Origin of the sequence: Rhodoluna sp. (assembly GCF_024641065.1) — a bacterium.
Classification (GTDB): Bacteria; Actinomycetota; Actinomycetes; order Actinomycetales; family Microbacteriaceae; genus Rhodoluna.
Window position 1 is genome coordinate 69245 of the sequence record NZ_JAHEDV010000002.1, and the last position, 23911, is coordinate 93155.

The 23911-nt window shown below is 52.4% G+C and carries 25 protein-coding genes, 3 tRNA genes and 1 riboswitch; of the genes, 11 read left to right on the forward strand and 17 right to left on the reverse strand.

Features of this window, described 5'->3' with window-relative positions; all coding sequences use genetic code 11:
• Positions 1-33: 33 nt before the first annotated feature.
• Positions 34-231, reverse strand: coding sequence for a hypothetical protein (locus Q0L26_RS02450; protein WP_296646903.1), 198 nt, complete (start codon positions 229-231; stop codon positions 34-36).
• Between the two features lie 115 nt (positions 232-346).
• Between Q0L26_RS02450 and Q0L26_RS07130 the strand changes: the two genes are divergently transcribed.
• Positions 347-607: a helix-turn-helix transcriptional regulator gene (locus tag Q0L26_RS07130; RefSeq protein ID WP_366518389.1), complete on the forward strand. Its 261-nt coding sequence runs from the start codon at positions 347-349 to the stop codon at positions 605-607.
• 25 nt (positions 608-632) lie between these two features.
• Positions 633-1364 (forward strand): hypothetical protein, encoded by a 732-nt coding sequence (locus tag Q0L26_RS02455; RefSeq protein WP_296646906.1) that lies wholly within the window; start codon positions 633-635, stop codon positions 1362-1364.
• Here the strand turns inward: Q0L26_RS02455 and Q0L26_RS02460 are convergent.
• From Q0L26_RS02460 to Q0L26_RS02530, 15 genes are all read right to left on the reverse strand, one after another.
• Complete coding sequence (locus Q0L26_RS02460) at positions 1361-1537, reverse strand: hypothetical protein (RefSeq protein ID WP_296646908.1); 177 nt, start codon at positions 1535-1537, stop codon at positions 1361-1363. The genes Q0L26_RS02455 and Q0L26_RS02460 overlap by 4 nt on opposite strands.
• 53 nt (positions 1538-1590) lie before the next feature.
• Positions 1591-3111, reverse strand: coding sequence for a lysine--tRNA ligase (gene lysS, locus Q0L26_RS02465; protein ID WP_296646911.1), 1521 nt, complete (start codon positions 3109-3111; stop codon positions 1591-1593).
• A 10-nt stretch (positions 3112-3121) separates the two neighbouring features.
• Entirely contained in the window at positions 3122-3964 is an 843-nt protein-coding gene (panC, locus tag Q0L26_RS02470) for a pantoate--beta-alanine ligase (protein WP_296646913.1), read from the reverse strand.
• Positions 3964-4671, reverse strand: coding sequence for a Rossmann-like and DUF2520 domain-containing protein (locus Q0L26_RS02475; protein ID WP_296646916.1), 708 nt, complete (start codon positions 4669-4671; stop codon positions 3964-3966). Before Q0L26_RS02475 ends, panC begins: the two co-directional genes overlap by 1 nt.
• On the reverse strand, positions 4668-5195 hold the full coding sequence (locus tag Q0L26_RS02480) for a DUF3180 domain-containing protein (protein WP_296646917.1): 528 nt from the start codon (positions 5193-5195) through the stop codon (positions 4668-4670). The genes Q0L26_RS02475 and Q0L26_RS02480 overlap by 4 nt, the downstream gene beginning before the upstream one ends.
• Entirely contained in the window at positions 5192-5689 is a 498-nt protein-coding gene (folK, locus tag Q0L26_RS02485) for a 2-amino-4-hydroxy-6-hydroxymethyldihydropteridine diphosphokinase (protein WP_296646919.1), read from the reverse strand. Before folK ends, Q0L26_RS02480 begins: the two co-directional genes overlap by 4 nt.
• Positions 5689-6081 carry a dihydroneopterin aldolase gene (gene folB / locus Q0L26_RS02490; protein WP_296646922.1) on the reverse strand — a complete coding sequence of 131 codons (393 nt, stop codon included), beginning with the start codon at positions 6079-6081 and terminating at the stop codon, positions 5689-5691. The genes folK and folB overlap by 1 nt, the downstream gene beginning before the upstream one ends.
• Before the next feature lie 3 nt (positions 6082-6084).
• Entirely contained in the window at positions 6085-6954 is an 870-nt protein-coding gene (gene folP, locus Q0L26_RS02495; protein WP_296647224.1) for a dihydropteroate synthase, read from the reverse strand.
• Between the two features lie 11 nt (positions 6955-6965).
• Positions 6966-7520, reverse strand: coding sequence for a GTP cyclohydrolase I FolE (folE, locus tag Q0L26_RS02500; protein WP_296646924.1), 555 nt, complete (start codon positions 7518-7520; stop codon positions 6966-6968).
• Entirely contained in the window at positions 7521-9572 is a 2052-nt protein-coding gene (gene ftsH, locus Q0L26_RS02505) for an ATP-dependent zinc metalloprotease FtsH (protein WP_296646926.1), read from the reverse strand.
• 25 nt (positions 9573-9597) lie between these two features.
• The gene (gene hpt, locus Q0L26_RS02510; protein ID WP_296646928.1) at positions 9598-10149 is read right to left on the reverse strand and encodes a hypoxanthine phosphoribosyltransferase; all 552 of its coding nucleotides are present in this window, start codon (positions 10147-10149) and stop codon (positions 9598-9600) included.
• Positions 10150-11163, reverse strand: coding sequence for a tRNA lysidine(34) synthetase TilS (gene tilS, locus Q0L26_RS02515; protein WP_296646930.1), 1014 nt, complete (start codon positions 11161-11163; stop codon positions 10150-10152).
• Positions 11164-11181: 18 nt separating this feature from the next.
• Positions 11182-12300: a GGDEF domain-containing phosphodiesterase gene (locus tag Q0L26_RS02520; RefSeq protein ID WP_296646933.1), complete on the reverse strand. Its 1119-nt coding sequence runs from the start codon at positions 12298-12300 to the stop codon at positions 11182-11184.
• Between the two features lie 98 nt (positions 12301-12398).
• Positions 12399-14279 (reverse strand): glycosyltransferase family 2 protein, encoded by a 1881-nt coding sequence (locus Q0L26_RS02525; RefSeq protein ID WP_296646934.1) that lies wholly within the window; start codon positions 14277-14279, stop codon positions 12399-12401.
• Positions 14280-14298: 19 nt separating this feature from the next.
• Positions 14299-14381, reverse strand: a riboswitch (cyclic di-GMP riboswitch).
• A gap of 29 nt (positions 14382-14410) precedes the next feature.
• A complete protein-coding gene (locus Q0L26_RS02530; RefSeq protein WP_296646937.1) occupies positions 14411-16072 on the reverse strand; it encodes a diguanylate cyclase in 1662 nt (553 codons plus the stop codon).
• Positions 16073-16212: 140 nt separating this feature from the next.
• On the opposite strand from Q0L26_RS02530, the gene Q0L26_RS02535 reads away from it, so the two are divergent.
• Positions 16213-16701 (forward strand): inorganic diphosphatase, encoded by a 489-nt coding sequence (locus Q0L26_RS02535; protein WP_296646940.1) that lies wholly within the window; start codon positions 16213-16215, stop codon positions 16699-16701.
• A 67-nt stretch (positions 16702-16768) separates the two neighbouring features.
• Here the strand turns inward: Q0L26_RS02535 and Q0L26_RS02540 are convergent, their stop codons facing one another.
• Positions 16769-17968, reverse strand: a complete 1200-nt coding sequence (locus Q0L26_RS02540) for an NlpC/P60 family protein (RefSeq protein ID WP_296646941.1) — start codon at positions 17966-17968, stop codon at positions 16769-16771.
• A gap of 126 nt (positions 17969-18094) precedes the next feature.
• Between Q0L26_RS02540 and Q0L26_RS02545 the strand changes: the two genes are divergently transcribed.
• From Q0L26_RS02545 to Q0L26_RS02580, 8 genes are all read left to right on the forward strand, one after another.
• Positions 18095-18167, forward strand: a tRNA-Glu gene (locus Q0L26_RS02545).
• Positions 18168-18198: 31 nt separating this feature from the next.
• A tRNA-Asp gene (locus Q0L26_RS02550) sits at positions 18199-18272 on the forward strand.
• A 59-nt stretch (positions 18273-18331) separates the two neighbouring features.
• Positions 18332-18404 (forward strand) — tRNA-Phe (locus Q0L26_RS02555).
• A 62-nt stretch (positions 18405-18466) separates the two neighbouring features.
• Positions 18467-19324 carry an EamA family transporter gene (locus Q0L26_RS02560; RefSeq protein WP_296646944.1) on the forward strand — a complete coding sequence of 286 codons (858 nt, stop codon included), beginning with the start codon at positions 18467-18469 and terminating at the stop codon, positions 19322-19324.
• A gap of 33 nt (positions 19325-19357) precedes the next feature.
• Positions 19358-21007 carry an MFS transporter gene (locus Q0L26_RS02565; protein WP_296646945.1) on the forward strand — a complete coding sequence of 550 codons (1650 nt, stop codon included), beginning with the start codon at positions 19358-19360 and terminating at the stop codon, positions 21005-21007.
• 11 nt (positions 21008-21018) lie between these two features.
• Positions 21019-23109: an APC family permease gene (locus Q0L26_RS02570; RefSeq protein ID WP_296646948.1), complete on the forward strand. Its 2091-nt coding sequence runs from the start codon at positions 21019-21021 to the stop codon at positions 23107-23109.
• A gap of 6 nt (positions 23110-23115) precedes the next feature.
• Complete coding sequence (locus Q0L26_RS02575) at positions 23116-23478, forward strand: CrcB family protein (RefSeq protein ID WP_296646949.1); 363 nt, start codon at positions 23116-23118, stop codon at positions 23476-23478.
• Positions 23478-23867 carry a CrcB family protein gene (locus Q0L26_RS02580; protein ID WP_296646954.1) on the forward strand — a complete coding sequence of 130 codons (390 nt, stop codon included), beginning with the start codon at positions 23478-23480 and terminating at the stop codon, positions 23865-23867. Before Q0L26_RS02575 ends, Q0L26_RS02580 begins: the two co-directional genes overlap by 1 nt.
• Positions 23868-23911 lie beyond the last annotated feature (44 nt).

Consider the following 23911-nt stretch of genomic DNA (forward strand, 5'->3'; position numbering starts at 1 on the left):
GATATAGGTCGCTGAACACCTAAATCCTTGAATTCATCGATTCTTACTTCTGTCAAAAGTTAGCAGGAACCAAGCGAGCAAAGCTGCAGAACCAATGATTGCGGCAGGCACTCTAATTCGCTCAAGACCCAAGTCAGAAATAGCAATTCCGATGAAGACAAGTGCGACGATGCCGCTCAAGGCGACGAGCCTGAATGAACCTCTACCAATTTCCTGTTTTGAATTCGTCATGACGCGATACTATCTCTATATATGTAGAGTTAGTAGCAAAATCTCACTATCAAATGCAGGCTGGCGACTACACATGAAAAAAACACCGGCGACCGATGCCGTTCTCGGTGCTCTTATGAACTCCGGGAGCCCGCTTTGGGGTCTAGCAATTTGCAAACTGGTCGATTTACTCCCTGGCACCGTGTATCCAATTTTGCGACGGCTTGAAGCGGCTTCTTGGCTCACATCGAGTTGGGGAAATTCAGACGAAGCATTCGGTGGGCCTAGACGAAGATATTATTCGCTTACAGATTTTGGTCGGCAAGCGGCAGGTGAGTACCTGAATCGCGAGCGAAGAAAAGCGTACCCCCGTCAAGGGATCCAACATGTGGTCTAGGTCACGGCAGCGGCTAAAGGGAACGTTGCTTAGAATCCTGCTCAAACGCTCGCCAGATGGAACAACGGGTGAAGAATATTTGATGAGCCTCGGTCACGATATTGGGCATAACCCAGCCGGCAAGCAGCCACGCTTAAAAATGATTTGGTTCTCGTACTTGGACGCTCTCCGAGACATGTGGTTCGACAGGACCAAATCCATTCAGGTAACTTGCCTAGTGCTTCTGTGCATATTCAGCATCGGGCTCTTGCCTGTATCTTCGATCCTGTTTGAAGTCGCCATTTTTAACGTTTTCTCGTACCTAATCACTCGTCGAACGCTGCAGAGCCTGCTCCGTTTTGAGTTGGTGCGACTCGAACTAATTTCTCTCGCAATGTACCTGTCGTATGCGGTGAGTCAGTGGTTGTTTTTCGGCGGCCCTCAAACTTCGTCAATTCCAATTTATCTTTTAGTGATTCCCTCAGTAGTACTCGGTCTAAGCCTGCTTTGCCTTAGCGGATTTACAGTAAGAGATCGAATTCCCGCTGACGACAGGCAGGTTCGGGTAGTTTTGTCAGCGTCGGTTCTACACATTCTCGCGGCAATAGAAATTGCCAGGGTGCAATTAGTTGCCAACAATGGCCCCCTCAGCATCGCTCACGAAGTGCTTAGCAACCTGAAAAGCACATTCGAAATTGGAGGAGTTTTCGTTGCTGCATACGGCCTATTTGAGATTTCGAGACTTGCCTCAGCTACGAGAGACAGAAGCGGCAATTAGGGCTTCGGGGCGCCTTCGCGCTCAGCGCGCATCTCAGCTTCCATCTTTTGGTACACGGTGCGCTCTTTAGAGTCGGCGCGCAAAATGCCTCGCATCATCACCCAAAAAACGCCGCCAACAGCAACCGGTGGAACCAGCGCGAGAAGTGCATCCCAGAGAATTTGAACATCCATGATTTGACCCTAACCTGCGAACCTGTGAGTTTCTAGAGCGATTGTTTTGGTGACTACTTGACCAGCGGGAACATGATGGTCTCGCGAATGCCAAGGCCGGTGAGGCTCATTAGCAAACGGTCGATGCCCATGCCCATGCCGCCCGAAGGTGGCATGCCGAACTCAAGGGCTTTCAAGAAGTCTTCGTCTAGCTTCATTGCCTCAGGGTCGCCGGCTGCTGCCAAGGTAACCTGCTCAACAAAACGCTGGCGCTGAATAACCGGGTCAACCAACTCTGAATATCCGGTTGCCTGTTCATATCCTCGGATGTAAAGATCCCACTTCTCGACTACGCCGCTCTTTGAACGGTGGTCGCGGGTAAGCGGTGAAGTGTCAACCGGAAAGTCGATCACGAAGGTTGGCTTGACAAGGTCACCCTTTACGAAGTGCTCCCACAGTTCTTCGACATATTTGCCGGCAAGTGGGTGCTCAATCTCGATTTCAACCGATGAAGCCAACTTCTTCAAATCTTCAATCGAAGTCTGCGGGGTGATGGTTTGACCACAGGCCTCGCTCAATGATTCATACATTGAAATGCGTGGCCAGTTGCCGCCAAGATCGTTGATCTCGCCATCTTCAAGAACTACCTGGTGAGTGCCGAAGACATCCATGGCGGCATTCTGAATTAGCTTCTGGGTTAGGTCAGCGATGGTGTTGTAGTCGCCATAAGCCTGATAGGCCTCGAGCATCGCAAACTCAGGTGAGTGAGTGCGGTCGGCGCCTTCGTTTCTAAAGTTGCGGTTGATTTCGAACACGCGGTCGATGCCACCAACCACTGCGCGCTTCAAGAAAAGCTCTGGTGCAATGCGCAAGAACAACTCGGTGTCGAAAGCATTTGAGTGAGTCTTGAATGGTCGGGCTGAAGCACCACCGTGAATGGTCTGAAGCATCGGGGTTTCTACCTCGAGAAACGCCTCTTGTTCAAAAGTGCGGCGAAGTGACTGCATGACCTTTGAGCGAATCTGCACTACCTCGCGAGCACGGTCGCGAACGATCAGGTCAACATAGCGGTGACGAACGCGGTATTCCTCGCCCAGCTCGTTGTGAAGGTTTGGCAGCGGGCGAATGGTCTTTGCAGCCATCAACCACTCGTCGGCAAGAATCGAAAGCTCGCCTCGCTTTGAGGTGATTACCTCGCCAGAGATGAACACGTGGTCACCAAGGTCAACGAGTTCTTTCCACTCGTCTAGTCGCTCTTGGCCAACTTTGTCTAGCGACAACATTGCCTGGATGCGCTGACCCGAGCCAGCCTGAAGAGTTGCAAAACAGAGCTTGCCGGTGTTGCGCTGAAAAACAATTCGACCAGCGAGAGCGACTTTGTCACCGGTGGCAACATCGATCTCTAGGTCTGGGTAGCTGGCACGAACCTGATCAATGGTGTGAGTGATCGGAAGGGTCACTGGGTAGGCGTCGCCAAGTTCATTTAGGCGCTCGCGCTTGGCAAGACGAACAGCAATCTGCTCAGGCAGGTCTTGTTCTAGATCTTGCTCAATGTCTGGGTTGACATTGCCTGAACCGGTTGATTCTTGGCTCATGCGGGTGCTCCTAAAAAGTGATTTCGATGTTGTCGATCAAACGGGTGGTGCCGACAACCGCAGCTATCAGCATCAATGCCCGCCCTTTGAATGAATCTGGGATGGTTTCAAAGGTGTCAGCATCGACCAAGGCAATGTAATCAAGTTTAGCCTCAGGCACCTGAGACATCACTGCTCTGGCTGATTCTAGGGCGATGCTCGGTTTCTGGGCGGTGGCGTGACCGGCTCGAATGGCCGCCGAAAGTTGCTCGGCAACCTGGTGCGATGCTGCGTCAAGGTATCGGTTGCGGCTTGAGAGCGCGAGGCCACTTGGCTCTCGAACAATCGGTGCGCTAACAATCTGAAGCTGCGGGTAGTCAGTCTTGGCCATGCGGCGAATAAGAAAGAGCTGCTGTGCATCTTTTGCACCGAAAATTGCAAAATCAGGTTTCACCAAATCAAAGAGTCTGGCAACCACTGTGAGCATTCCGTCAAAGTGACCGGGGCGGGCAGCGCCTTCATAGCGAGTACCGATCTCACCTGAAAATTTAGTGACTGGGGCTGGTTGGCCATCTGGATACATCACGTCAACAGTCGGTGCAAAAAGCAGGTTAGCGCCAACCGACTCAAGGCTTTCAATATCTGCATCTAGAGTGCGCGGATATTTTTCGAAGTCTTCACCAACACCAAATTGAAGCGGGTTAACAAAGATAGAGACCACCACAAAATCGGCGTGATTGCGAGCAGCCGAGATTAGTGACAGGTGACCGGCGTGAAGCGCACCCATGGTTGGCACAAAAGCGATTTTCTTGCCGGTTGATTGGGCAGCCTCAATGGCAGCGGCGAGTGATGTTGCGTCGTTGACGGTCTGCATTAATCCAATAATTCTTCTGGGTCGATTTGTTGATAACCATCGGCAAGTGCCTGTTCAACTGAACTTCTAATTAGCGGGCCAAGCACCGCGCGCGGGCTTTCAATGCCAGCTGATTCAAGAAGCCCAATGGCTTGGTTGACGATCATCCGTGAAAAATTATTTGCCACCGTGATTGCCTCGGCATAAGCATTGCGGTCGTCTTCGCCGATTGTGATTGGTTCGGCGCCCATCTCGATAACCAAAGCTTGGGCAATCGGCAACGCAATGTTGGGTGCAGAAACCGCAAAATAACTTTCGCGAATTTTTACTAGATCGATGCTGGTTCCGGTGAAGGTCATGGCTGGGTGAATGGCAAGCGGAATAACACCCTGTTGAGCGGCCGACTGCAGAACGCCGTAGCCAAATTCGCCTGCGGTGTGAGCAACTAATTGACCCGGGCGCCATAAACCGGCTTCGGCAAAACCAGTAACGGTAGGCGCGATTTGCTCAGCCGGAATAGCGAGCAGAACTAGGTCGGCCTGCTCAATGATGCTCGGCACTGGCAAGACTTTGACGCCTGGCAAAAGTGATTCGGCCCGTTCAATGTTGGCTGGGGTTGTGGTGGCAACTCCGATTATCTGGTGACCTGCCGAAGCAAGGGCCTGACCTAGAACTGCACCGACTGGGCCAGCGCCAATAATGCCTACCGAGAGCCTGCCGTTGTTCACGCTGGGTTCGCTTCGATGTTTTTGGCTCCACTTTGGCTGCTGGCTTCGCCATTCGAATCATCACGGATTCGGCACACGCGCTCAATTACCCAGCCGGCAATGAGCATCAACAGGGCCCCGATTAGAGCCGCTAGGTTGTACCAAATTGCGGCCGTTATTACCGGCGCGCTCAATTGCAGCCAAACCAGGCCGAGCTGCCAACCAAAGAAAATGGCTCCGGCAACTGCTATTGCTTTAGCAAGCAAAACTACGCGCACTGCATAGAACGGATTAATCAGAGTGCGAGGTTTGGCTGTTTTTGAAGCTGAGGCAAGTTTGGTTTTGCCTGCGCTTCGATAAGCGCGAATCATGGGCAATGCAAACAACACCAGCAAGATGGCGATCAGCGGAAGGGTGATTATGAGGCTCAGCGTTGCGATTGGCACCTGGCCGCCGCTGGCAACAATCAACTTTGGCACCAGGTAGCCGGCGGTCGTTGAAATTACTGCCCAGGCAAGAAGCGTCTGAAATTTAGTTGGTTTCACTTGACCGGCCAAACCTGATTCTTCAGTGGCTCAGCAAGAGCTGCGACTGAGCCGTATCCGGGCAAAATTGCATCTGGTTCAAGCATCGCCCAAGGTACCAAAACAAAGGCCCGCTCAAAAGCTCGAGGGTGCGGAATGGTGAGTTCTTTGGTTGCTTTCAAAACATCGCCATAGGTAATGATGTCGATGTCGAGAGTGCGCGAACCCCAACGTTCAACACGAATTCGCCCGTGCTCGGTTTCGATTCTTCGAATCTCGGCAAGCAGCTCTTTTGGCTTCAACGTTGTGTCGATGCGAACCACGCCGTTGTAGTAGTTGGGTTTGGTTTCATCTAAACCAGCCTCGGTCATTGCGGCTGACTCGACCAATGGCGAGCACATCACACCCTTGATTCCAGGCGTAACGGCAAGTGACTTTAGTGCCGAGCGAATAGTCTTGCGGCGTTTGCCGAGGTTTCCGCCGATGGCCAAGATTGCCCGAACCGATTCAGCCATTACTTGTCTTTCTTGGCTTTTACGGTGACCGAGACATCCTTGAATTCATAGATGATTGGCGCGTTTGGCTTGTGAACTGTGATCTCAGCTTTTTGAACCGGGCCAGCAGGGCCACCCCAGTTGAGCACGAGGTCGAGCAGTCGTTGAGCAAGAGTTTCAAGAAGGTCGACCGGCTGCTGCTTGACGTTGTCGACGATGGCTTTGGCTAAGTCGCCGTAGTGCACAGTGTGATTTAGGTCGTCGTTGAAAGCAGCGCGATCGCCCTCGATCCAGACGGTTGCGTCAACATAAAAGTCTTGGCCATTCTGGCGCTCAAAATCGAAAACACCGTGGTGCGCATAAACACGCAAGCCAGTTAGCTTGATCTTGTGGCGCTGTGGTTTTGAACTCATGATTCAACTCTGCCCTTTGGCTTGATTCTCGGCAACTCGCAACGCCTCGACCACGGCAATGGCATCACTGGTGGCAATCACGTTGTGAACGCGAACTCCCCAGATTTTGCGCTGAAGAAGAAGTGCGGTCAGAACGGCAGTGGCAAGGTCTCGGCGATCGTTTGAAATTTGCTCTGCGCCATCAAGGTCGGTTTCGAGTATCCCCGCGATGAACCGCTTGCGACTTGCACCAACCAAAATCGGTAGGTCGAGTTTTTCAAGTTCATCAAGCCTGGCGACTAACTGCCAGTTTTGCTGCATGTCTTTGGCAAAACCTAGGCCCGGATCAACGATGATGCGATTGCGGCTAATGCCGGCTGCCATGGCGGCATCAACTCGCTGCTGAATTTCAAGTGCTACTTCGCGAGCGATGTCGTCGTATTGGTTGTTTTTATCCATCTCGGTGCTGAAACCGCGCCAGTGAGAAATCACAACTTTTGCACCGGTAGCCGCAACTAAATCAAACATCTTTTCGTCCGCTAAACCGCCTGATACATCGTTGATGATTGACGCTCCAGCGGCAACTGCAGCCAAGGCCGTTGTGGCATTCATGGTGTCGATACTGATGAGCACGTCTCGGCGATTGATCGACGCCAACTCGGCAGCAATGGCTTCGATTACTGGAACCACTCGCGCTAGCTCGACCGCCGGGGCCACTCGGGTTGCACCAGGGCGAGTCGATTCGCCACCAACGTCGATGATGTTTGCACCGCCCAAGACCAGTAGGCGGGCGTGAACAAGTGCTGATTGCACGGATGTGTACTCGCCGCCATCGCTAAACGAATCAGGAGTCACATTGAGAACTCCCATAACCATTGGCTTCACGAAGGTCATGGAGTTTTGGCTCACTTAGAAATCAGTCCCATGACTTCGGCACGCGAAGCAGGTTCTGCATAGATTCCGCGGGCAGCCATGGTGATGGTGTTAGCTTCAGGCTGTCGAGCACCTCGAGAAACAACACAGTGGTGGCGAGCCTGAATTACCACGACAACACCCTTGGTTCCTAGGCCTTCTTCAAGCGCATCGGCAATCTGCGCAGTTAGGTTCTCTTGCAACTGCGGGCGAGCAGCAACAATTTCAACCAGCTTTGGCAACCGGCCAAGACCGACCACTCGGTCAGAAGGCAAATAGGCGATGTGTGCAACACCGGTGAACGGCAACAGGTGGTGCTCGCAAATTGAAACAAAGTCGATATCTTTGAGAATCACAACATCGGTGTGTTCTGCCTCAAAGGTGTCACTCAGTGCAATGCGAGCGTCTACCCCAACACCTTTGAAAAATTCTGCATACGCTTCAGCGACCTTTTGCGGGGTGGCTTGAAGCTCATCCCGGTTTGGGTCTTCTCCGATTGCCGAGAGTAATTCGACAACCGCAGCCTGAATGCGTGCAGAATCAATCATTTATTTCTCAGATGTCTTCTTAGCTGCCGGCTTGCTTGGTGCTGACTTAGCGGCCGGCTTGCGCACTGCAGGCTTTTTGGCCGCTGGCTTTGCAGCAACTTCAGCCTTCTTCGCGGCAGCAGCTGCTGCCTTTGCCTTAGCAGCTGAAGAACCCTTGACCGGAATAGCGATAGGGCCCTGCTTTGAAACTGGACGAGTCTTCTTTGATAGCCACTGGCTGCGAAGCGGAAGCTTCTTAACCGGCTTGAAGATCTGAGCGATATCTTCTGCTTGAAGAGTCTCGCGCTCCATCAGTTGCTTAGCCATTTCATCCAAGACCTTGCGGTTCTGGTTCAGAGCCTTGTAAGCCTCATCGTGAGCCGCGTCGAGAATTGCACGAACCTCGGCGTCAATCTGCTGGGCAGTTGCCTCAGAGTATTCGCGAGCCTGAGCCATGTCGCGACCGATGAAAACTTCGCCCCCACCGCCAAAGCTCACGGCACCGAGTGTCGATGAGAAACCATACTTGGTGACCATCTCGCGGGCAATGTGGGTTGCCTTCTCGAAGTCATTTGACGCACCGGTGGTTGGGTCGTGGAACACGATTTCTTCAGCAACGCGGCCACCCATTGCGTAGGCAATCTGGTCTAGCAGCTGGTTGCGTGAAACGCTGTAACGGTCTTCAAGTGGCAACACCATGGTGTAGCCAAGAGCACGGCCGCGAGGCAAAATGGTGACCTTTGAAACTGGGTCGCTGTGGTTCAGCGAAGCAGCAACCAGTGCGTGGCCAGCCTCGTGATATGCGGTGTTCAGGCGCTCACGGTCTTGCATCAAACGGGTCTTCTTCTGAGGCCCTCCGATGACTCGGTCAATGGCTTCATCCAAGGTAGCAGCGGTGATTTCTGACTCGTTCTGACGAGCGGTCAAAAGCGCAGCCTCGTTTAGAACGTTGGCCAGGTCGGCACCGGTGAAACCAGGCGTGCGTCTTGCAACCGAAGCCATGTCGACGTCAGCAGCAATTGGCTTGCCCTTTGCGTGAACCTTCAGGATCTGTTCGCGACCTAGTTGGTCAGGTGCGCCAACGCCGATCTGTCGGTCAAATCGACCTGGGCGCAGCAATGCTGGGTCAAGAATGTCAGGTCGGTTGGTTGCCGCGATCAAAATCACGTTAGTCTTGGTGTCAAAACCATCCATCTCAACCAGCAACTGGTTCAGAGTTTGCTCACGCTCGTCGTTACCGCCGCCGATTCCAGCGCCTCGGTGGCGACCAACTGCATCGATTTCGTCAACAAAGATGATGGCTGGGGCAGCCTGCTTGGCCTGCTCAAACAAATCGCGAACGCGTGATGCACCAACACCAACAAACATTTCTACGAAGTCTGAACCTGAGATGGCGAAGAATGGAACACCCGCTTCACCAGCAACGGCCTTAGCCACCAAAGTCTTACCGGTTCCCGGAGGGCCATAAAGCAAAACACCGCGAGGAATCTTTGCGCCCAACTTCTGAAACTTCTCAGGCTCTTTCAAGAACTCTTTGATTTCTTGTAGTTCTTCTAGTGCCTCGTCAGTGCCAGCAACGTCTGCAAAAGTCACGTTTGACTGCTCTTTGTTAACCAACTTGGCTTTCGACTTGCCAAAGTTCATCACCTTGCTGTTGCCGCCCTGAAGGCCCGACATCAAGAACCAGAAAATTGCACCAATGATCACGAACGGAAGCAATGTTCCAAGAAGAGCCAAGAACCAAGGGGTCTTCTGAACGTCATCGTTGAAGCCCTTGCTGATCTTTGCAGCGGCAATTGCCTCGGTAACCTGCGCACCTCGAGCAGCCACGTAATAGAACTGAACGTCTTTGCCGTACTTTGAATCGGCGGTGGTCAGGGTTACATCAACGCGCTGGTCGGTGCCAAGGATGACAACCTTCTCGGCCTTGCCATCAGCGATCAGCTGAAGGCCATAAGCGGTGTCAACCTGTTTTACGGTTGAGCTGTTGATCATTGAAGAGCCGATCAACAGAACCATTACAGCGACAAAAATCCATACAAATGGGCCGCTAAGCAGTTTCTTGAAGTTCATGAGTGAGGTCTAGCCTCATTCCTTTCTAGGAGTAAACAGCTGGTGAGAGAATGGCCACACCTTTTAGGGTGCGGTATTTCTCGCTGTAGTCGAGGCCATAGCCAACGACGAATTCATTCGGAATATCAAAACCGACAAGTGAGACATTTACTTCCACTTTTGCGGCAGCAGGTTTGCGAAGCAGTGCAACAACCTCAACTGAGGCTGCGCCTCGAGCCTCAAGATTGCCGACTAACCAGCTCAGAGTTAGACCTGAGTCGATGATGTCTTCAATGATCACAACGTGACGGCCGAGCACGTCAGCATCCAAGTCTTTAAGAATTCGAACCACGCCTGAAGATACGGTGCCTGAACCGTATGAAGAAACAGCCATCCAGTCCATCGATACCGGAATCTGCATTGCACGCGAGATGTCAGCCATGAACATGACTGCGCCCTTTAGAACACCAACCAGAAGCAGGTCTTTGTCTGCGTATTTTTCATCCAGGGCGGCTGCAAGCTCTGCCACTCGGGTGTTGATCTGTTCTTCAGTAACAAGAATTTCGGTGATCTGATCTTCTACCTGTGAAAGGTCCACTTAGCAGGCTCCTGGTTTGAGGGTTTTAGTGGTTGTCAGGGTGATGCGATCACCCAGACGTTCTACTCTAACGCCTGGCAGGGTTAGCGGTTTCTGCCCGTGCCAGCGGTCAACCAGGTCGTCAACCGCAAGGATGTGCACTCGCGCAAAGGTTGGTGCCGCCAAGACCTCGAGGCAACGGGCTAAAACACGGTGTCTCAGGGCAAGCGACAGGTTTTTGAACCCGTCAACCGGCAGGCTGAGCGACTTTGAATCGGTGCTGACAAGTTCGCTATAGGCAGACTCGGCGAGCGCCGACAGCACCTCTTCGTCTTCGCGAAATTGATCGGCTGTGCGGGCAAGGGCTGATGCGACTCCGGGGCCTAACTCTGCCTCGAGTGTCGGTAGCAAGTTTTTGCGAACTCGCACCCGCGCATAGTGTTCGTCTTGGTTCATTGGGTCTAGCCAAAAACTAAGGTCACTGTCGGTGCAAAAAGCTTCGGTGGTTTGACGGGTAAGTGCCAACATTGGCCTCAAATAGCGACCACTAACCGAGGCCATTCCCTGCAGCGAGCGCGCACCCGAACCGCGTGCCAGACCCAGCAGCACGGTTTCGGCTTGATCATCAAGGGTGTGACCCAAAAGAACCGCAACGGCACCGAATTCATCGGCAGCGGCGTTTAGTGCTTCATAGCGAGCATCTCGGGCTGCAGCTTCGGGGCCACCGGTATTGCCAACTGAAACTGTTTTGATAAGAACGGGGTCTAGGCCGAGGTTGATTAATTGATCAGCTACCTTGGCGGCAACTTCAGCCGAACCCGATTGCATCTGGTGATCAACGATCACGGCACCGGCACGGATTGTTGCACGTGGTGCCTCAAAGGCCAGTGCAGCGGCTAGGGCTAGTGAGTCAGCGCCGCCAGAACAAGCAACCAGTACGAGTTGGCCTTCAGCAACCGAAGCTTGTTCAAGGCTTTCGCGCACGGCACGACGAACATCGGCAATTGCCGGGGTCAGTCGGGGGCGAATAGTCACACTCAGAGTTTGCCAGAACTACTCGTTGGTTGGAACGTCTAGGTCTTCTAGAGCCTGTGGCATGCCAAGACGCCAGCCCTGGCCAAAGTGAACCCCGAGTCGCTGACACAGCTCTAGGTCTTCTTGGGTTTCAATTCCTTCACAAACAACACGAGCGTTCAGCATCGAAGCCATCTCGAGGCCAATTTTCATCATTGACTCGACTGCCTGAGGGGTTGCCAAGCGCAACAGGCCTTTGTCCATCTTTAGGTAGTCAACTGGCAGGTGGCTGAGCACGTTGAGATTCGTCTCACCACGGCCAAAATCGTCAATCGCAATTTGAACGCCCACCTCACGCAATCTGATGCAGGTCTTGGCAACTTCTTGAACATTTTCAATAACTGCGGTCTCAGTTAGTTCAAGAACCAACCCTCCGGTGCCGTACTGCCCTGACTCGACCATCTCGACAATTTCGTTCACAAAATTCTCGTCAGATTCGAGCGTTACTGCACTCGCATTGATGCCGACAAGTAGCCCTAACTCGGTGGCTGCGACTGCTGATTGCTTCAACGCCCAGTAGTCGATGATTTGAACGACGCCCAATTCTTCAGCCACTGGAATAAAGATCTCTGGGCTAACTAATCCAAAGTCAGGCACGTTCCAACGCACCAAAGATTCATAGCCGCCAACCTCGAGCGTTGAGAGCTCAACCACTGGTTGCAACACCCAACTAAAGCCAGGCGGAACCGTGTCGGTCATCGACAACTTGCTGAGCAGCTTGCGAACTTCGTATTGCACTGCGATTTCGTCGTGATAGACCGTAGATTTGCCTGAGCGGCTTGAAACTGAGAGAGCTTTATTGGTCTTGAGAATTACTTTTTCGATGTCTTCTTTGTCGGCCGCGCTCACCATTGCTAAACCGATTGAAAACTCGATTCGAACCGGCCAGTGAGTTTCTTTATTGATTCTGGCTAGTGCATCTTCGAGTTTGCCCAAATAATCTTTAGCAACTGTCGTCGAAAGAGTTAGACAGGCATAAATCGATGGGCTAACCACACCAACAGCGCGGTGGTAGTCGAACTCCAAAAGCAGCTTTCGAACCTCGTTGATGACTCGATCGCCCATATCTGGGCCAAATTCGGCGTTGATGTTGGGCAAGTTGTCTATCTGAATCTTCGAATAAAGGCCATCGGATTTCCGTAGTTCCTTTGTTGCGAGCTGCACGAATTCTGGCCTCGTGAGTAATGCTTTAGCGCTCACAGCGACTCCTTGACTGGTGCCACGAGATAGCACTGTTCAATTATTAGTCGACGATCGCGATCAGATTTCCAGGTCACTGGTCCGCCAATTGAACCAAGCGCTTTGGCCGGGTCAACATACTTGCCCGAAACCAAAAGCCTTCCGGCGGCTTGAGCTTCGTGGCCATCTTCAGTGGTCAGGTGCAGCAAAACGTTCACTTTCTCGCCAAGTTTCATCTGCTCAACAACTTCGCCGGCAGCCAAGAACTTAAGGCCGCCTTCGTGTAGGTCTACAACATGAACCGAGGTTCCCTCAACGTATCCGTGAAGATCAACGCTCTCTCGCCAAGTTGATCGGGTCTGAAAACGACCAAAGGCCGAAATCAAAAGGGGAATCAAGATTGCCAACTCAAACACTGCGAATAGGTTGGCAAGCCAAATTCCGGTGAAGGTCATCTCTGGCAAGAAGCCACCATTAAACTCACTCACTTGGCGAATAATCATGGCTGACAACAAAGAAATCGTCACCAGGGTTGGCAACCAAAGCAGAGCAAGAGCAGGCACACCGCCGGTGTCGGTACCCGATTTTGGCGTTACCTGAAAGCTGGCCTTGCGGCGAAGAATTGTGTCAAATAGTGCACGGATGTAGATGCTCGATGTGATCCATGCGTTTCTAGAACCACCAAGCGGCAACTGGCGACCTCTAGAAAGTCCCCAAATTGCAAACAAGGTGAGCGCTAGCTGAGGCAACCAGAAGAAGAGCAAGAAACCTGAACCAGCATTCAACGGAAGTTGACCGGTGGTTAGCGTTGCAACCAGAACGCCGGCAAACATTAGGTGCTGAAGTGGAACCAAGTAGTAAATCAAGTTTGAGAAATAAGAAACGCGGGTTCTAAAACTCGACTTTGGGTGAAAAATCGGTGAGTTTTTGCCAAGCAAAATCTCAAGGGTTCCGCGTGCCCAGCGGTAGCGCTGAAGCAAGAAAGAGCCTAGGTTCTGCGGAGCAAGACCGCTTAGCAATGTCTTGTTGTGATAAATCACTTCATAACCCGCACGGTTTAGAGTCAACGAGGTTTCAAGGTCTTCGGTGATGGTCTGAGTGGCTAGCCCGCCAATCTCGCGAAGGGCCGACAAACGCAAAACGCCGCCTGAACCACACCAGAACACCGCTTTGTTGCGCTGACGACCAGGTAGCAAAACCTCAAAGAACAGCGACTGCTCGTGAATATCGTTATCAAAGTGCTGAAACGAGTCAAGATTTCTAAATGAGTGCGGAGTCTGCACCAGCGCAACTTTAGGGTCACAGAAATAACCTCTGGTTTGCTCTAGAAAATCTGTAGCCGCAACGTGGTCGGCATCAAGAATTAGCAAGAATTCGGCGTCAATGTGCTCGAGGGCGTTGTTGATGTTTCCGGCCTTGGCATGGGCGTTGTTGTCGCGAGTCAGATACTTCGCGCCATAGTGCTTGGCAAGTTGCTTTACCCACTTGCGGTGGCCGTCGTCGAGAACCCAAACCGAATCAGCACCACGCACGCGCACGGCAGCCATGATGGTTGGCTCGAGAATGTTGCGGTCTTCGTTATAAGTAGGAATCGCAATGGCAAATCGGCCATCAACTTGTTCAAAGTCGCGAATTTGGGGCTTTTGATCCCAGGCATCATGAACAAACAGTGCGAGTGAGAACCAACCGATGAGTTCAGCTACCCAGAGAGGCCAAAACATCCATGGATTGATGCCCTCGGCAGTCGATGTGATTCGCCAGGTTAAGTACCCCGCAGAGACCAAAACGGCAATGATAGCGATAGCTCGCATGGTTTGAAGGCGTGCGCCGATCACTTGCCCTATGCGCACCGAGCGCAAGTGCGCTGCGTGTGATTGGTGGTGCTTTTGCTTAGCCATAATCTCAACCTCAATAACTTAGTTACTGGGCCGGTTTCGCCACTGCTCCCCGCTGAAATAGGCGACCAATAAATTCAGCGGTTCATCGCTCCCAAATAAATAGTATGTCTATTTACTTATATGTCGAATCGCTAGATTTTCACGATTCGAACGCCCGCTCGACCGTTCAACTTGACGCCATACATCTCGCGATCGGCGAAACGCATAACTTCAGACGCATCGTTCGAGAAGTCTTCAACAAATGCCACACCAGCTGAACAGGTCAACTCCACCCAAACCCCGGCGCTAACTTCATAGTTGCCCTGAAGCTTGTGGTGAACATCTTCGACAAATTTTTTCGCAGCATCGAAGTCGCAAGACTTGGTGCTCAGAAAAGCAAACTCATCACCACTGATTCGGGCAACGAATCCTTCGCCATCAACGGCCTTAGTTAATCGATCGCCAAAGTCTTTGAGCACTTTGTCGCCGGCTGCGTGGCCATAGGTGTCGTTGACTTTCTTGAAGTGATCAAGATCGATGAACGCAAACATCAAGGGCATTGATTCAGCTTTAGCGAGCTCTAGAGACATCTCCAGGTGCGCCTCAAGCTCTTGCCTACTGGCCAATCCAGTTAGGTGGTCATGCGCGACCAGCCATCGAAGCTTGTTCTCTTCGCGGCGTTGATCTGTGATGTCTCTAAACGAAGTGACCAAGGATGTCTTGGTTAGCGGAACAATCTTGTTTTCGAATGTGCCGATCCAGCCAGCCTCAGTGTCTAACTCAACAACATCAATAACTTCTGACTGTGTGGTGAGTGCTTGCTTAAAAAGACCACTTAGATGTTCACTCTGCCCGTTGTCGAGTGCTTCAGCGATGTCTAGGCCGACGAGATCAAGTGGTGACCTACCGGTTGGGGCAGCGCCAGCAGCGTTGATGTATCTGAGCGTAAAACTTTCAATCGAGCCATTAGGTGCCGTGCGGGCATCCCAAATGGCAAAACCGTCGCGAGAAACATTCAGTGCCTTTGAAAGCCAGTTGACCTCGGATTGCATTTGCAGGCTCGAAGACCGAGGGCTGTGCATTGTGGTCAACTGAGCGTCTAGGTCACGAATGATTAAGAAAAGCTCAGCCTTTGCTGCCGAGACTTCATTGAGCCTTGAAGCCCAGACCTCAACGGTTCGAGTGCCGCCGTCGAAACGCTTGAGAGCCACAGTGGTCGAAGCGGCCTCACCGGCTTTGGCAGTTTCTAGACAAGAAACAAAACTGGTTTTGTCATCTTCAGAAATCTTTTCAAAGATGCTCAGCGTGTGGAAAGCCTCTGGCGCATATCCGAAGTTTTCGCAGAACGACTCGGTGCCGTGGTTCAGCCAGAAATCTTCATTTGCCACCGAAAAAGCGATTGGTGTCGAAGCCATCAGTTTGCTGATTGAATCCATGGCTTTGATGATCAGCGAAGGTGAAGATTCAGGCTGAGTCTCGTGCGCCATCAAAATCAAATAGCCGCGCAGCCAAAAAACCAGCGCTTGAAAAGTCTTCTCGATGCCATCAATTCTTAGCGTGGTTGTGGTTCGCTCTTGAAGCTCATGAAGGTTGTCTTTGGCCATTGAGCCTTCGAGCCAATTGCGACAAGTCTCATCCATTTCGAATTGCGTCACGCATCGACCCAACAGATTGTCTGGAGAGCACATGTCAGAGAGCGCTGAGTTAGCCCAGCAAATATCGATTGTTTTTACCGAGCCATCTGAGGCCCTGTGAGGCTCAGCAATAATCACGACGTGCGGCAATAAATTAAGTGTGCCTAAATCGATCCCCATCGATTTTGTAGCTACTGACAAATCTGTCATTGCATCCCCGGTTTCATCGAGAGCCTGGCCCCCGCTGTTTAACAAAATCTTGTTGTGTCTAAACTTATTGCAAGCCTCACACAATATGTGAATTTCTAACAAGGAGAACCATGGGTTACGAAGCAGTAATTGAGATTCCTCGCGGAAGCCGCAACAAATACGAAGTAGACCACGAGACCGGTCGCGTTCACCTAGACCGTGTTCTGTTCACACCGTTCGTTTACCCAGTTGACTACGGCTACTTCGACAAGACCCTTGGTGGCGACGGCGACCCGCTAGACGCACTCGTACTACTTGAGTTCCCAGTGTTCCCAGGCGTTGTAGTTGACGTTCGACCAGTTGGCGTTTTGCCTATGGAAGACGACGGCGGCATCGACGAGAAGGTTATCTGCGTTCAGACCAAAGACCCACGTTGGGCTCACATCCAAGACATCAACGATGTTCCAGAGCAGACCAAGAACGAGCTTCTTCACTTCTTCTCTCACTACAAAGACCTTGAGCCTGGCAAATGGGTAAAGGTTGGCGAATGGCAGGGCAAGGATGTTGCCGAGCGACTAATCAAAGAGGCTTACGAGCGCTTTGAAAAAGAAGGCCACTAACTTGAATTCTTTGGCATAGCCAAAAAAAGACCCCGAGCAATCGGGGTCTTTTTATTTGTTCAAATTTTTAGGCGCTTGGTCGGCCGGCGTACGGGAACAGCTCACCATAACGAAGAGGCACGATACGAACAGTTCGGGCAGGGTTCGGAGCTTCAAGCATCATGTCGCCGCCGAGGTAGATCACGACGTGATATTTATCGCCGTTGAAAGAGCTCGACTGCGAGTACCACATGAGGTCACCCTTGACCGCTTGGCTCAGTGGAACCAGCTTTCGCTCAGAAGCCATGGTGTTGAACTGGTTGGTTGCAGAGTGCGTGCCGATGTAGATTCCGGCAGTTGCATAACTAGCCTTGGTGATGCCAGAGCAGTCCCAAACATCTGGGCCAATTCCGCCAAGCACATAGCGCTCGCCCAACTGTGCTTTAGCAAAGCTGAGCATGGTCTCAACCTTGCCGCTGTTAGCTGGGCCAACTTCGTAAAGCTCTGGAGCTACCGGTTTGTCGGTTCCGGCGTTCTGTCGCGCTTCGGCTGCAAGGCCCTCAGCACGTTGCTGCTCGAGGCTGGCCGCGGTGTTTCTAAGCGATGCCAGTTGAGCATATAAGGTGGCATTGAGAGATTTGTTTTCGTCGACCTTGGCCTGAACCTCATTGGCTGCGGCCACTGCCTCGTCAAAAGCATCCTGAGCAATTTTGGCTTTATCGGCCAACTGCTGCTTTGCAACTTTTAGTTCATCGGTGACCGACTGCGCATAGCGCTGGTCTTCAATTGCCCGGCGATAAATTACATCGTTCTGTTGTGCGACTTTTTCTTGAGCACCAAGTTGATACAAGAGGTCGTCGGCCTCGCCAGAATTCAAAAGCAAATTCAGTGATGTTCCGCCGGTGCCTTCGCGATACATCTGAGCTGCGATCTGACCAAGTTGCTCTTGAGCCGCCTCAGCCTTGGCATTTGCTGCGTCGGCCTGGCTCTGCAAAGTGTTGACCTTGGTGGTCATGATGTCGACTTCATCCTGGGCCTGGTTGAATGTCTCGCCCTTGATCTGAGCCAATCGGCCCAATTCATCGGCCTCCGCAGCTAGGTCTGAGATGATCTGCTCAATGCGCTCGATCATGGCTTTTTTGTCTGAAACATTCTGCTTGGCAGCTTCTACTTCAGCTGCCGTTGGGTATGAAGGCACGGCCCAAGAAGGGGCTACCGCGAGGCCTGAAAACAGCAATCCACCGACTGCCGTAGCGGCAATTAGGGCGCGCGAATACTGCTTCTTCATAGTCCGAAAATAACACGGATGCCCGTCTTTAAGGCTGAGGCTTCGCTGTGAATGAAACCTCAGGTTGCGGGTTCACAAACATCCGACTATTCTTTTCTCTTGGTGCTATGAAGTATCCGCTTTGTAGGCCCCATCGTTTAGAGGCCTAGGACACCGCCCTTTCACGGCGGCAGCACGGGTTCGAATCCCGTTGGGGTCACTATAAGGCGAGGTACACAAGCACTAAGTAAGGTCCTGTAGCGCAGTTGGTTAGCGCGCCGCCCTGTCACGGCGGAGGTCGCGGGTTCAAGTCCCGTCAGGATCGCTCAATAGGAGCCCTTCTTTTAGGAGGGCTTTTATCGAAAAGGGAGATTTATCTCCCTCGGCTCTGTAGCTCAGTTGGTAGAGCGAACGACTGAAAATCGTTAGGTCACCGGATCGATGCCGGTCGGAGCCACGAAAACCCCTGACTTCTCACGAGCAGGGGTTTTCACTTTAAGTGCGACTTAGGCTAATTCAGTGCTGACAATCATCCTTGGCTTTGCGACCTCACTGGTCTATGGCTTCGCCGATTTCTTTGGGGCAATCGGAAGCCGCAAAATCAAGCCGGTCACTGTGACCATGGTGAGTGGTTTTGTTGGTCTAATTTTTGTTTGCCTGGTGGGCCTCTCGATGGGCGCGAGTTTCAGTTCGGGAGTCTGGTTTTGGGGAACCATCGCCGGCCTGAGTTCAGCGGTTGGCCTCAGCGCCCTATATGCTGCTCTCGCAATTGGCCCGATTTCAATTTTGTCGCCGCTCTCAGCCGTAGTGTCAGCCATCGTGCCGATGTTGGTCGGCTTTTTTATCGGGGAGCGATTTTCAGCACTTGGTTTTGTCGCCTTGGGCGTAATTCTGCTGGCCGTATTCCTCGTGGGCTTCGTTCCAGGCGATGACGTTCATCTGCCAACTCCCAGAGCTCTAATACTGAGCATCGTCGCTGGCACTGGAATCGGCGTAGTGCTGATTGCTATTGACCAGGCCCCCGGTGATTCTGGTCTTGGCCCGGTGATTATTGTGCGTGCGGTTGCCGCGCTTTCGCTCGCGCTGTTTCTTGTGCTGAGCCTGGTTCGTAAAAGCACGGATACCCCAAAGCCTGCGCCGGCCAAACGATTCTGGTTAGCAGTTGCTCTAGCCGGAATTTTTGACGGATCGGCAAACATCCTTTTTCTGCTCGCCTCTCGCGAAGGTTCGCTCACTGTGGTCGCGGTACTTACCGCCCTGTATCCGCTGGGAACTATCATCCTTGCCAGAATTTTCTTGAAAGAACGTCTGGCCAAGAGCCAGATGGCCGGAATTTTGCTGGCCCTCGGCGGCAGCGCGCTGCTTGCAATTGCCTAGAACCAAAGGGCAATAGTCAGTTAGCCTAGGTGAATGACTAAAACTAGAAACCGCTGGATCGGCCTTGTCTTCATCTCGATGGCAATCTCGCTGGTAATCATCGATGGCACCATCGTCAACACGATTTTTCCGAACGTTATTAAGGCACTTGACCTAACCTCAACCCAGGTTCAGTGGGTTCAAGAAAGCTATGTTCTAGTTTTTGCATCTTTGCTATTGGTCTGGGGTTCGATCGCCGACCGAATTGGTCGCCGTCGCCTGCTCGTACTAGGCCTGGCAATCTTTATTGGTGCCTCGGTTTGGGCTGGTTTCAGCAACGATGCTGCCTCAATGATTTTGGCCCGCATCGCCCAAGGCATCGGTGGCGCCATGGTCTTGCCGACCACACTTTCGCTGGTGAACGCAAACTTTCAGGGCAAGGAACGTGGCATTGCATTTGCCGTTTGGGGTTCGACCATTGGTGGAATGGTGGCCCTTGGCCCAGTTCTAGGTGGTTGGCTAGCCACTGACTTCGGTGCCGACGGTTGGCGCCTAGCTTTCAACATCAACCTGCCACTTGGTTTGATCGTAATTGCCGGTTTGTTGTTCTGGGTTCGCGAATCGAAGCAAGAGCAACGCGACGGCGGCATTGACCTTGTTGGTGCTGGCATCTCGGTAATCATGTTTGCCACTTTGGTTTTCGGTCTGATTGAAGGCCGCATGTATGGCTGGTGGCAGGCAAGCACCAACAACATTTTCACTATCGGTGACTTCAGCTGGCCTACCGACGGGTTGTCAATCATCCCGGTTTCACTAGCTGTTTCAGTTTTGTTTTTTGTGATTTTTGTTCTTTGGGAGAAATCTCGCGAGAAGGCACATAAGAACGTATTGCTTGACCTTGACCTTTTCAAGGTTTCTTCGTTCCGCAATGGTTCGATTGCCGCAACCATCATTTCAATGGGTGAATTCGGTCTGTTGTTTGCAATTCCACTTTGGTTGCAAAACGTTGAAGGTCTAACCCCGGTTTCATCTGGCATGGTTTTGCTTTGGCTTGCCGGTGGCGCTTTCTTGGCCTCTGGCGTCGGCGGCGCGATGAGCGGCAAACTGCCTGCCGTTCGCGCGGTTCAGATTGGTGTTTTGTTTGAGCTGGTTGGTGTTGCCGGAATCGCGCTTGTTGCAACCACCGGTGGCGGCTGGTGGCCAGTGGCTCCGTTCCTGCTCCTTTATGGAATTGGCGTTGGTTTGGCAACCGCTCAACTAACCGGCGTAATCATGGTTGATGTTCCGATGACCAAAATTGGTCAGGCCTCGGGCTCACAGAGCACCGTTCGCCAAATTGGTTCTGCGCTTGGTATTGCCGTTTTGGGTACCGTGCTGTTCACCGCAACCCAGGCTTCAGCAGAGGCCCGATTGCAAGACACCGCCTATGTTCAGCAACTTCCTGAAACCGCCCAGGATGAATTCATCGCCGGCCTAACCGATGCAGTTGTAGACAGCGCCGGTGCGGCATTGCCTGGCATTGGTGAGTTTGCGAAGGCAAACTTTGGTGCAAGCGATGAAGCGGCAACTGAGATTCAGACCGCTGCGAACGATGGTTTTACCGATGGTGTGAAAGCTACCGGTTGGGCAGCCGCCGGTTTCTTAGCGCTAGGTCTGATTTCAACCTTCTCGATGGGCTCAAAACGCCGTCGCAATAAGGAGTAGATTTATTCCTCGTGAATGACTCGCAAAATCCAAAAAGATGGTTTCTAGGCAAACGCCTTTCGACTAAAAACCTCGAAGGCCAACTTCTTCCGAAGACCATCGCGCTACCGATCTTCTCGAGCGACCCATTGTCATCAGTGGCATACGGCCCGCAAGAGCTCTTGATGATTCTTACCCTCGGCGGCGTCAGCTTCTTGTCATTCGCTCCAGGCATTGCAGCCGTTGTTGTGCTGCTGCTAACCGTGATTATTCTCAGCTACCGCAAAGTAATTGCAGCCTACCCTTCGGGTGGTGGCGACTACGAAGTTGCCATGAAGAACCTGGGCAAGAAGCCTGCGCTGGTTGTTGCCTCGGCGCTTTTGCTTGACTACGTTATGACCGTTGCCGTTTCGGTTGCCGCTGGTACCGACAACGTTATTTCTGCCTTCCCAGAGATTGCACCTTTCCGCGTTGAGATCGCGGTTGGCTTCATTCTGCTTCTTACCGTGATTAACCTTCGTGGTGTTCGCGAATCAGGCACCGCGTTTGCGATTCCTACCTACCTGTTCTTGGCCAGCGTTTTCTTGATGATTGGCACCGGTCTTTACAAGCTGTGGAACGGCGAGACTTTGGCAGCGCCTTCAGCGGCCTTCGAGGTTCACATCCATGACAGCGTGGTTGGCACATCACAGGTGGCAATGATCCTGCTGCTGCTGCGTGCCTTTGCTTCTGGTTCGGCAGCCCTTACCGGTATCGAGGCAATCGCCAATGGTGTGCCGGCGTTCCGCAAGCCAAAGATCAAGAATGCTCAGATCACCATGGCGCTGATGGGTGTTGCCGCGGTCTCGATGTTCGTTGGAATCATCACCTTGGCTCTTGCTTCAAACGTTCACTACGCAGAGTTTCCTTGTGAGCAGTTGCCTGACTGGACCAGCTGTGCCACCTCACCTCAGCTTTCGGTTATGGCCCAGATTGCTTCGGCGGTTTTTGGCAACGGCCAATTCATGTTCTTCGTTATTCAGGCCGGCACCGCCGCAGTTCTTTTGCTTGCCGCAAACACAGCCTTCAACGGGTTCCCACTGCTCGCATCAGTTTTGGCCAAAGACAAATTTGCCCCTAAGGCCTTGATGACCCGAGGCGACCGCTTGGTTTACTCAAACGGCATGCTTTCACTGATGTTGGCCGCTCTTGGTTTGATGTTGGTGTTCCAGGCTTCGGTTACCGCGCTGATTCAGCTTTACATCCTTGGTGTTTTCACATCGTTCACCATCGGCCAAATCGGCATGCTCAAGCACTGGGGTCGCATGCTTCAGCCAAAGAAACGCCTCACCGACGAGCAGAACCAGGCCAACCGCAAAGAGGCTATCTCGGGCATCTTGATCAACGGTCTAGGCGCTGTGATGACCGGTTCGGTTTTGATCATTGTGACCCTAACCAAGTTCACCCACGGCGCTTGGCTGGTCTTCATCATCATGCCAATTCTTTACACCGTGATGTTCTACACCCACCGCTACTATGCGCAGGTTGAAAACGAAATTCGCATGGATGGTGAAACCACCTTCGGCTCAAAGGGTGACTATGCGGTGGTTCTGATGAACAAGTTGAACAAGCCTCAGTTGAAGGCCTTGGACTACGCGCTTTCTAGCCGCCACACTCACCTTGAGGCAATTCACATTGCGGTTGACCCAGCTGAGGCTGCCGCGTTTGCGAAGCTCTGGAAGAAGTATGAAAAAGAGCTTGGTCTGCCACTTCGAATTATCGAATCTCCATACCGCGATTTCTCTGCCCCGCTAATTGAGTTCTTGGCAGCTCACCGCGCAGCAAATGGTTCAGAGCGCATTTCGGTTTATCTACCTAAGTACGTTGTGGGCCACTGGTGGGAGCACATCTTCCACAACCACCGCGCCAGCCGCATTCGCAAGCAGTTGATGTATCTGCGCGGTGTGATGGTTACCCTCGTGCCTTGGCGTTTTGAGTCTGCAGAATACAAAGACATCTTTACCCGACGCCCTCTCCCTGGTGATGCTCGCCGTGGTGACCAGGTTCGCCCTGCACCTCGCCGTCACCGTGGCAGCGAGAACGCTGTTTCAAAGGTGCGTCACAAGCGCATCGACGAAGACTAGGCCGGCATGAAGCTCGACAACAAAATCATTGGTCTCACCTTTGCCGGTGGTGCCCTCGGATCTATGTTGCGTTATGGGCTAGATTTCTTGACCCCAAACAACTTGGTTCTACTGTTTGTTGTGAATATTCTTGGTGCGGCACTCCTGGGTTTTGTTGCTGCTCGAGGCGAAAAATTCACGGATGCTGCCCGAAGTTTTTGGGGCACTGGCGTAGCCGGCGGCTTCACCACCATGAGTGCGGTTGCCCTTTGGTTCGCAGTTGAAGGCGCATTTGCGCAGTGGGCCTTCAGCATGGTCGCGACAATGTTCATACTTGGCCTGCTAGCTTATTTTGGAGCCCACAAACTCACTCAGAAACTGAGCCGCTGATGGAAACCAACTTCTTGCCCTTTCTAATTGGCGTTGGCATTTTTGGCGGCATGGGCGCTGTGATTCGCGGGTTGGTCTCAAACTGGTCAGGTCGTTTGCCTTACGGAATCTTGGCCGTGAACTCAGTGGCTTCGCTGGTGGCAGGTTTTGCCGCAGCGGCACTATCGGCAGCACCTGAAAATGACCCAAAGGCCCAGCTGATTTATGTGGTGGTTGTGGCCGGTTTTTGCGGCGGCCTCTCGACCTTCAGCAGCTTTGCTGCCAACACGGTTGAACTAATTCGCCAGGGTCGCGCGATCATGGCGGCTATCAATGCTGCCCTCAACTTCATCTTGCCGGTTATCGCTGTGGTGCTTGGGGTATTGCTTGCTTCTTCCCTGCTAAAATAGCGGGAGGTTTTCTCTGTCTCCCACTCACGTTAGGGGGGTCTCGC

Bases quoted from the DNA above. Each gene is read 5' to 3' on its own strand.
- Q0L26_RS02565 (WP_296646945.1), top strand. From the start codon at position 19,358: ATGACTAAAACTAGAAACCGCTGGATCGGCCTTGTCTTCATCTCGATG.
- Q0L26_RS02575 (WP_296646949.1), top strand. From the start codon at position 23,116: ATGAAGCTCGACAACAAAATCATTGGTCTCACCTTTGCCGGTGGTGCC.
- ftsH (WP_296646926.1), bottom strand. From the start codon at position 9,572: ATGAACTTCAAGAAACTGCTTAGCGGCCCATTTGTATGGATTTTTGTC.
- folP (WP_296647224.1), bottom strand. From the start codon at position 6,954: ATGACCTTCGTGAAGCCAATGGTTATGGGAGTTCTCAATGTGACTCCT.
- Q0L26_RS02535 (WP_296646940.1), top strand. From the start codon at position 16,213: ATGGGTTACGAAGCAGTAATTGAGATTCCTCGCGGAAGCCGCAACAAA.
- Q0L26_RS07130 (WP_366518389.1), top strand. From the start codon at position 347: ATGAACTCCGGGAGCCCGCTTTGGGGTCTAGCAATTTGCAAACTGGTC.
- Q0L26_RS02525 (WP_296646934.1), bottom strand. From the start codon at position 14,279: ATGGCTAAGCAAAAGCACCACCAATCACACGCAGCGCACTTGCGCTCG.
- Q0L26_RS02450 (WP_296646903.1), bottom strand. From the start codon at position 231: ATGACGAATTCAAAACAGGAAATTGGTAGAGGTTCATTCAGGCTCGTC.
- Q0L26_RS02540 (WP_296646941.1), bottom strand. From the start codon at position 17,968: ATGAAGAAGCAGTATTCGCGCGCCCTAATTGCCGCTACGGCAGTCGGT.
- Q0L26_RS02530 (WP_296646937.1), bottom strand. From the start codon at position 16,072: ATGGGGATCGATTTAGGCACACTTAATTTATTGCCGCACGTCGTGATT.
- lysS (WP_296646911.1), bottom strand. From the start codon at position 3,111: ATGAGCCAAGAATCAACCGGTTCAGGCAATGTCAACCCAGACATTGAG.
- folE (WP_296646924.1), bottom strand. From the start codon at position 7,520: ATGATTGATTCTGCACGCATTCAGGCTGCGGTTGTCGAATTACTCTCG.
- folB (WP_296646922.1), bottom strand. From the start codon at position 6,081: ATGAGTTCAAAACCACAGCGCCACAAGATCAAGCTAACTGGCTTGCGT.
- panC (WP_296646913.1), bottom strand. From the start codon at position 3,964: ATGCAGACCGTCAACGACGCAACATCACTCGCCGCTGCCATTGAGGCT.
- Q0L26_RS02460 (WP_296646908.1), bottom strand. From the start codon at position 1,537: ATGGATGTTCAAATTCTCTGGGATGCACTTCTCGCGCTGGTTCCACCG.
- Q0L26_RS02580 (WP_296646954.1), top strand. From the start codon at position 23,478: ATGGAAACCAACTTCTTGCCCTTTCTAATTGGCGTTGGCATTTTTGGC.
- folK (WP_296646919.1), bottom strand. From the start codon at position 5,689: ATGGCTGAATCGGTTCGGGCAATCTTGGCCATCGGCGGAAACCTCGGC.